We start from the raw sequence: 6,304 nt of genomic DNA, 5'->3' as shown, positions 1-6,304 counted from the left end.
GCCCGCCTCGGGGCCGCCCCGGAGGCCAAGGGCCGTGAGGTGACAGCAGCGGTCGCCGCAGACGCCGCCCCGCAACGACGGTCATGCTCGATGCGACCGTCGTGAACATCGCGCTGCCCAAGGCACAGCAAGAAGCGGCGCGCTCGGGCTGCTGCTCGGCGGCATGTCACCGAATGGGCGTCGTGGCGCTGCGTGATGTACGTGAACGTCGTCTTCGCGGCCCCCGCCCTGATCGGTGCATTGCTGCTGCCGGCCAAGCCCGTGATCACCAAGAAGCCCGGCCTCAGTTCACGGACCCGCCGCCCCATACGGCGACCTGGTCTCCGCCGGCAGCCACGGACTGCTGTCGGTGGCGCAGACCGAAGACCTGCGGAAGGCAGCGGGGGGACGTCGGGCGTACCGTTCTAATGGAGGCAGCCATGAGGGATCCTTGGGAAGTTCTGACCGCGGGGTCACATGACGCGGACCGATCAGTTCTGCTCCTGCCGGGCGGTGCCTGCGCAGCACGGTCGTTCAACCTCGTTATGGCTGATCCTGCACTTGCCGGTGCCCGCTTGGTGGCCACGACCATGCCAGGTAACGCTGGCGCACCACCGTCCAAAGACGTGTCCATCCCCGCCCTGGCCCGCCAAGCCGGCGAGCTCGCCAAGACACACGATTGCGACGTGGTCGTTGGCTTCTCACTCGGGGCGACGGTGGCCCTGGACATGGTGCGGTCGGGCCAGTTCCACGGCCCCGTCGTGTTGCTCGGGATCAGCCTGACCACGGCGGACGAGGCCCGATTCTTCCGCACCGTCGTGCGGGCCTCACAGAAGGTCGGCAAATGGCCAATGGCCCTGCTGATCCAGCTGATGCCGCTTATGGCGAGATCCGCCAAGACCGATCCGGCACACAAGAAGGAGCTGATCGAGGACCTCAAGAGGAACCGGGCCGCCGATACGGTCCCCCTGTGCGGCGAGTATCTCGACTACCTCGCCGCGGATCGTGACCCGGCAGCCGACCTCGCCTCATTGAACAACCCGGCGTGGGTGGTCCACGCCGAGAAGGGCGACGGCGGCCTCACCGACGCCGAGCGGGCAACACTCGAGGCCGCCCCCAACGTGACGTTGGTGACGCTTCCCGGTTCAGTCTTCTTCCTACCGGACGAGGCTCCGCAGCAGATCGCAGAGGTCATCTCAGCCGCTCTCGCGCAGGCGGCGTGAGGCATGCGGTGTACTCCTCGAAGCCCAGGTTGCCGATGCTCAGATTGGCGTGGACGTCGTGAACCCCCGCGAGGACGGCGCGGAACTCACCGCCGAACTCGGTCAGTTGCTCGCAGTCCTCGTCATCCACGCACTCCTCTCGCGTCAGCGTGGTGACCGCCAGCAACGCGTGGCTCTCAGCTTGCATGGTGGTCCGGTCGGCTAGTACTCCAGTCGTAGATCGCGACCTGACGTGGTGTCATGCATCGAGAGCGAGTCGGGTTCGATAGTGGTGCCAGCGGGCTCGGGCCTGGTGGCGTCGTCGCCAGTCGGACCAGTTCAAATGCCGGGCGATCCGGGCGCGCATGGTCGACGGCGGTAAGTCACGGATGCGCGTGGTGAACAGGTGAAACAGTCGCTGGGCCTCGGGGACGGTCAGCGCGATCGCGCCGCACTCCGTCGGCGGGGCCTGGTCGGGATCGTCGGGCAGTATGGGGGCGGGGTGGCTAGCCTTGTCGATGGCCGCGAGCACGGCGAGCAGGGCGAGGGCCGCCATGGCCATGGTGACGTGGCGTTTCCACGCCCGATAGCGCCTGACCTGGGTCTGGTCGAGTGAGACAGTGGATTTCGAGTCCTGGAAGTCGTCCTCCACCTTCCATCTCATCCCGGCGATCTTGACCAGGTCGGTCAGGGGACAGGGATGGCCCTCGGGCGCGTAGGCGTAGAAGTACGCGATGTCGCTCGGGTCGGCGATGGAGCGGCGGATGAGCAGCCATCGGCGCGGGTGGTCGGTGGCGATCCACGCCCAGTCGTAGTAGCGCTGGCCTTTCGCGCCCGCTCCACACGAGCGGCGGTTCCACCCGTCCGGCTCGACCAGGTGCAGTACCTGGCCCGCGCGCATGCGCCGGCCGCCGGAGGTGGTGAACTGGTGGTCGACGGGCACTGCGAACACATAGCCGATGCCAGCGCCTTCCAAGAACTCGCGCAACTCCCGGCTGCGCCCGTACACCTCGTCCCCGGTCGCCCACTCCGGTCTGATCCCGGCGACCAGCGCCCGTTTCGCCTGCTCGAGGGCGAGCGCCGGCTTGGTGGCAAATGCGTGATCCTTAGGGAATCCCGCCGTCGCCATCCGCGCGGGATCGGCGAACCAGTCGGCCTGCACGTACAGGTCCCGATCGATGAGGGCGTGGCCCCGCTTGGTCGCGTACGTCGTGTACACCGCGACGATCACGTTTTCAACCCTGCCCATCGTGCCGGAATACTGCCGACCCACGGCCGCGGTCTTCGTCCCCTTCTTCGCCTGCCCCGTCTCGTCGAAGATCAGGATTCCGCCGTCGGCGCCGAGGTGCCGGGTCAGGAACGCGCGCACCACATCTCTCGCGGCGTCCTCCTCCCAGCAGGCGCGTTCGAGCAGATGGTGCAGGCGATAGGGCCGGTCCAGGCCGACTGCCTCCGCGATCGACCAGCAGTTGCCCGCAGCGCCCGGCATCAGTAACCCGCGCAGGTACAACACACCGTTGGCCCGCAGGTCGCGGCGGCGGTGGACCGGCGCGAGATCTGCGGCGAGTTCGGCGAATGCCGCTTCCATCTGCTCGGGATCTGCACTGCGCCGCAGTGCAGATCCCGAACCGTGGTCACCGTGGCGGGGCCTGTCACCTCCGATACCGCTGCGCCACTGCCGCGAAGGCGGCCTTGGGTTCCCATTCCATGTCGGGGTAGGTCTGCCCCCGGTGCCCTTCGAGGAGTTTGACGATGCCCAGGCCAGCCCGGTCCAGATCGTCCCTGGGGTCGCCGTCAGGGCGGTGCGGGTAGCCAGGCAAGGCGAACAAGAACACGAACGCGCTGTCCACGCCCTCGGTCTCGAAGATCTCCAGCAGCTCGCTCAGATACGCGGCCTGGCCGGCCTCGTCACGCTCGTATATGCCGTTGAGCCGTACAGGGGCCTTGGTCTCTGGGTCGTGCTCGACCACTTCCAGCACCCGCCCACCGCGGTCTCCCGCGCCGCGGTAAGCCGCGGTGCCGAACCCGGTGATAGCGAGCGGCTTCGGGCCCTGGGCCAGAGTGCGCACCGCGTCCCGGAATCGGTCGGCGACCTCGGCGGAGCGGATCAGCTCGAACGTCACGATGTCGAAGGGAGTCCAGTCGACCTGCTCGAACTGGATGGATGCATAGGTGAGTTTGCCCTGGAAGCGCTCGCGGACCGTGGCTGCGGCGTCGCGGAGGAATGCGTTGATGCGCACGCCGAGCTCGCGCATCGCTTCGGCCCGCCGCTCGGGTTGGCTCATCAGCTGCTCGACCCGCCTCTCGGGGCTCTCCCCGGGCAGGAACCCGCGGTTCATCACACTCACCTCGGTCCCTGCGACGAACACGACTGCGGCCCCCTGCTGCCGGAGCCGTTCTGCTCGCTCGGCGCAGTCGCGGAAGAGCGTGAAGATCTGCTCCGGATCCAGCTCCAGTGGATAGGGCGAGAACCAGACCTCCAGGCCGAGCTCGGCGGCGGCACCGGCGGCCAGCTCCAGTCGGTCCGGGTCGCCGCCGATGATCTGGACCGCGTTGCAGTGCAGGTCGTCGCGGATGATGGTGAGTTCGCGCCGGACCACCGCAAGGTCGAAGTGCTCGCGGGATGTCTGGCCGTGTACGACGAATCCGGTGTCGTAGGTCATTCCTCTGGCTCGCACGTGACGTCCTCTCTGCCGGTCTCGGTCGGGTCGAGGCTTACAGGAAAAGTGCGTGCACGCAAGTTTGCGGGCACGCAGTCCTGTGTGGAACGCTGACACCGTGACGACACCACCACCAGGGCTGCGGGAGCGGAAGAAACAGGCGACCCGGGAGGCGCTACGCGAGGCGGCCCTGCGCCTGGCCGTGGAGCACGGACCGGACCAGGTGAGGGTCGAGGACATTGCCGAGGCGGCCGGGGTCTCGCCGCGCACCTACAACAACTACTTCGCCAGTCGCGAGCAGGCGATCGTCTCCGCTGTCACCGCTGACCGGGACGCGCGGATCGCGGCGACGGTCGCGGCCCGGCCCGCAGGAGTGCGCCTGGCTGACGCCATCACCGAAGCAGTGGTCGAGCAGTACATGAACACCGGTGAGCGCGAACACGAGGCACTTCTGCTGATCACCACCCGGACCGCGCTGCGTAACGCGTTCCTCGAGACCACCGCCGACATTGAGCCCCCTCTCGCGGCGGTGATCACCGAACGCCTGGGTGACGCCGGAGCGCACACAGCCCGCGTTCTCGCGGCAAGCGTGGCCGCGGCGGTTCGCATCGCGTTGGAAGGCTGGCTCCAGCCGACCGGGAACGCGGGGGCCGCCGGGAGTTTCGGCGCCGGAGGACTGGTCGTGCCCTCCGGCTCACTGCTCGACCAACTCCGCGCAGCATTGGCCCCGCTCGCGCCCGCGTTCGACGCCGCGGAGCGCCGCACCCAGCCGTGAAGTCGAGCCAACTGGGGCATCCGCTGGGCAAACAGTAGATCCAGAACATGCCGATGCACCCGGCCGTCATCATCCTCGTCAGCCAATTCGACGTAGATGACGCCGTGTCAGGTTGCGATCTACGACTGGAGTACTAGGAAGACAACGGCCAGGTTCTCGTCGGCGCAGACCGCATTCAGCGCCTCGTCAATGGTCGCTCCTGCCCAGGCCGGGTCGTCCATGAAGTGGACGCGTGCCTCGTACTGCCTGTCTCCCCAGGGCTCCGTCAGCGCCGCCGTCACGTCCTGCCATGCCTGGTCATCGTGGTAGTCGGTCCCGACGACCAGGACGTCGAACTCATCACGGCCGATGACGGCCGGCACCGCTCTCATGAATCCTTCTCCGCAGTGACGATCGGTGAGCCGTGCCCGACTGTCTCACGAGCCGTTTCGAGGGAGCGCCATCAACAGCGGGCCGTGAAACGGGCGTAGGCAGCACCCATGTGGAGACCCTGGGTCTCGGCATGATGGGTGGCTGGCGCTTGCCGTGAATCGACGCCGCCCACCGCCTCTTCGTGATGAGGTCCAGCCGGGATCCATGTCGCGATATAGCGCTAGTCTTCTTCTCGCGCCGCTGCCTGCGTCGCACGGAGACGTTCGACAGAACCAGGGACCAGGACGGAAGTATGCCGGGAGAGATCTCGCCCACCGGGAAGCGCACAAGCCCCGACTCGTCACCCGAGCTGAGGGCATCTCATGCGGACCGGGACCGCGTCGTGGACGTGCTGCGCATCGCGGCGGGGGACGGCCTGCTGACCGCGGACGAGTTGGACGAACGCCTGGAAGCCGCCCTGTCGGCACGCACCGTCAGAGAGCTCACCGCACTGACGGCTGACCTGCCGGCCGTGTCCGCTTCGACCGGCACCGCTGTAGCGGAGGTCAAGGACGTACTCCGCATCGAGGGCATTCACAGTGGTGCGGTCAGACGCGAGGGGCGCTGGGTGGTGCCGCGGAGACTGGAGCTGGCCACGGCGTGGTGTGAGGTGACGCTCGACTTCACTCAGGCAGTGATCACGCAGGACACCTTACGGATCGACATGAACACGGCCGGCAAGAAGCTGACGCTGATCACCAAGCCGGGCATCGAGGTCGATACCGGTGCCCTGAGCCTCGTACACAGCAAGATCAAGATTCGTCAGGCTCCAGACCCCGGGACGCCTATCACGCTGCGCGTGGAGCTGGTCGGCACGACGACCCACGGCCACGTCGTGGTGCGGCGCGCACGGCGGACGTTCGGACAGTGGCTGCTGCGCCAGCCTGCCTCCCCACCTGCAGGCGATTGACTCCATCAGTGGGAACTGGTGGCGGTGGCCCGGGCGGTTTGAGCGAGGCTCCCTGCGATCACAGGGAGCCGTCACGGCCTGAGGGTGTGTTCGATTCCAGACCACGAGCCGCGGTACATCCCCGCCGTGATACGCCGGGCATGACGCTCCGTCATGTCCCGAGGGGGCGGGCTGAACCGGACCGCCGGCGTCGACGTCGAGGGCATGAACCACGACGAACTCGCCTGGCAGGAAGTGCTGTTCAAGGGCTTCGAAGTACTGGTCACCGCGGCGGTACACGGCGCGTGCGGGATGGGGATGCGCCTCAGCGTCCACGGTGATTCGTCGACGCTTGTGCGGCCCCCGCCGGCCGGATCGGCGATCCGGC

Annotated in this window: 8 protein-coding genes; 4 read left to right on the top strand and 4 right to left on the bottom strand. The window is 67.6% G+C overall.

The window, feature by feature from the left end:
- Positions 1 to 83 precede the first annotated feature (83 nt).
- The gene (locus tag ABZS97_RS43045) at positions 84 to 1,202 is read left to right on the top strand and encodes an alpha/beta hydrolase (RefSeq protein WP_356149104.1); all 1,119 of its coding nucleotides are present in this window, start codon (positions 84 to 86) and stop codon (positions 1,200 to 1,202) included.
- On the opposite strand, the gene ABZS97_RS43040 is transcribed toward ABZS97_RS43045, so the two are convergent.
- The 3 genes from ABZS97_RS43040 to ABZS97_RS43030 form a co-directional block, all read right to left on the bottom strand.
- Positions 1,171 to 1,389, bottom strand: a complete 219-nt coding sequence (locus tag ABZS97_RS43040) for a hypothetical protein (protein WP_356149101.1) — start codon at positions 1,387 to 1,389, stop codon at positions 1,171 to 1,173. The two genes, ABZS97_RS43045 and ABZS97_RS43040, sit on opposite strands and share 32 nt — an antisense overlap.
- Before the next feature lie 51 nt (positions 1,390 to 1,440).
- Positions 1,441 to 2,769, bottom strand: coding sequence for an IS701 family transposase (locus ABZS97_RS43035; RefSeq protein ID WP_356149098.1), 1,329 nt, complete (start codon positions 2,767 to 2,769; stop codon positions 1,441 to 1,443).
- A 64-nt stretch (positions 2,770 to 2,833) separates the two neighbouring features.
- Positions 2,834 to 3,844 carry a hypothetical protein gene (locus tag ABZS97_RS43030; protein ID WP_356149107.1) on the bottom strand — a complete coding sequence of 337 codons (1,011 nt, stop codon included), beginning with the start codon at positions 3,842 to 3,844 and terminating at the stop codon, positions 2,834 to 2,836.
- Positions 3,845 to 3,959: 115 nt separating this feature from the next.
- Here ABZS97_RS43030 and ABZS97_RS43025 point away from each other — a divergent pair, with 115 nt between their 5' ends.
- On the top strand, positions 3,960 to 4,616 hold the full coding sequence (locus tag ABZS97_RS43025; RefSeq protein WP_356149096.1) for a TetR/AcrR family transcriptional regulator: 657 nt from the start codon (positions 3,960 to 3,962) through the stop codon (positions 4,614 to 4,616).
- Between the two features lie 119 nt (positions 4,617 to 4,735).
- Here ABZS97_RS43025 and ABZS97_RS43020 read toward each other — a convergent pair whose 3' ends face one another.
- On the bottom strand, positions 4,736 to 4,987 hold the full coding sequence (locus ABZS97_RS43020; protein WP_356149093.1) for a hypothetical protein: 252 nt from the start codon (positions 4,985 to 4,987) through the stop codon (positions 4,736 to 4,738).
- Positions 4,988 to 5,280: 293 nt separating this feature from the next.
- Here ABZS97_RS43020 and ABZS97_RS43015 point away from each other — a divergent pair, with 293 nt between their 5' ends.
- Both ABZS97_RS43015 and ABZS97_RS43010 read left to right on the top strand, forming a co-directional pair.
- Complete coding sequence (locus ABZS97_RS43015; protein WP_356149090.1) at positions 5,281 to 5,937, top strand: DUF1707 domain-containing protein; 657 nt, start codon at positions 5,281 to 5,283, stop codon at positions 5,935 to 5,937.
- 153 nt (positions 5,938 to 6,090) lie between these two features.
- Positions 6,091 to 6,304, top strand: a 214-nt coding sequence (locus tag ABZS97_RS43010; RefSeq protein ID WP_356149088.1) for a hypothetical protein, incomplete at its 3' end; no start/stop codon positions are given.

The sequence above is a fragment of the Streptomyces sp. NPDC005485 genome, from assembly GCF_040606085.1.
Classification (GTDB): Bacteria; Actinomycetota; Actinomycetes; order Streptomycetales; family Streptomycetaceae; genus Streptomyces.
This window is presented reverse-complemented; position numbering and strand designations above follow the sequence as displayed.

What these genes read in the sequence shown, in the direction of transcription:
- ABZS97_RS43045 (WP_356149104.1), top strand. Translation starts at nt 84, where the DNA reads ATGCTCGATGCGACCGTCGTGAACATCGCGCTGCCCAAGGCACAGCAA.
- ABZS97_RS43040 (WP_356149101.1), bottom strand. Translation starts at nt 1,389, where the DNA reads ATGCAAGCTGAGAGCCACGCGTTGCTGGCGGTCACCACGCTGACGCGA.
- ABZS97_RS43035 (WP_356149098.1), bottom strand. Translation starts at nt 2,769, where the DNA reads ATGGAAGCGGCATTCGCCGAACTCGCCGCAGATCTCGCGCCGGTCCAC.
- ABZS97_RS43030 (WP_356149107.1), bottom strand. Translation starts at nt 3,844, where the DNA reads ATGACCTACGACACCGGATTCGTCGTACACGGCCAGACATCCCGCGAG.
- ABZS97_RS43020 (WP_356149093.1), bottom strand. Translation starts at nt 4,987, where the DNA reads ATGAGAGCGGTGCCGGCCGTCATCGGCCGTGATGAGTTCGACGTCCTG.
- ABZS97_RS43015 (WP_356149090.1), top strand. Translation starts at nt 5,281, where the DNA reads ATGCCGGGAGAGATCTCGCCCACCGGGAAGCGCACAAGCCCCGACTCG.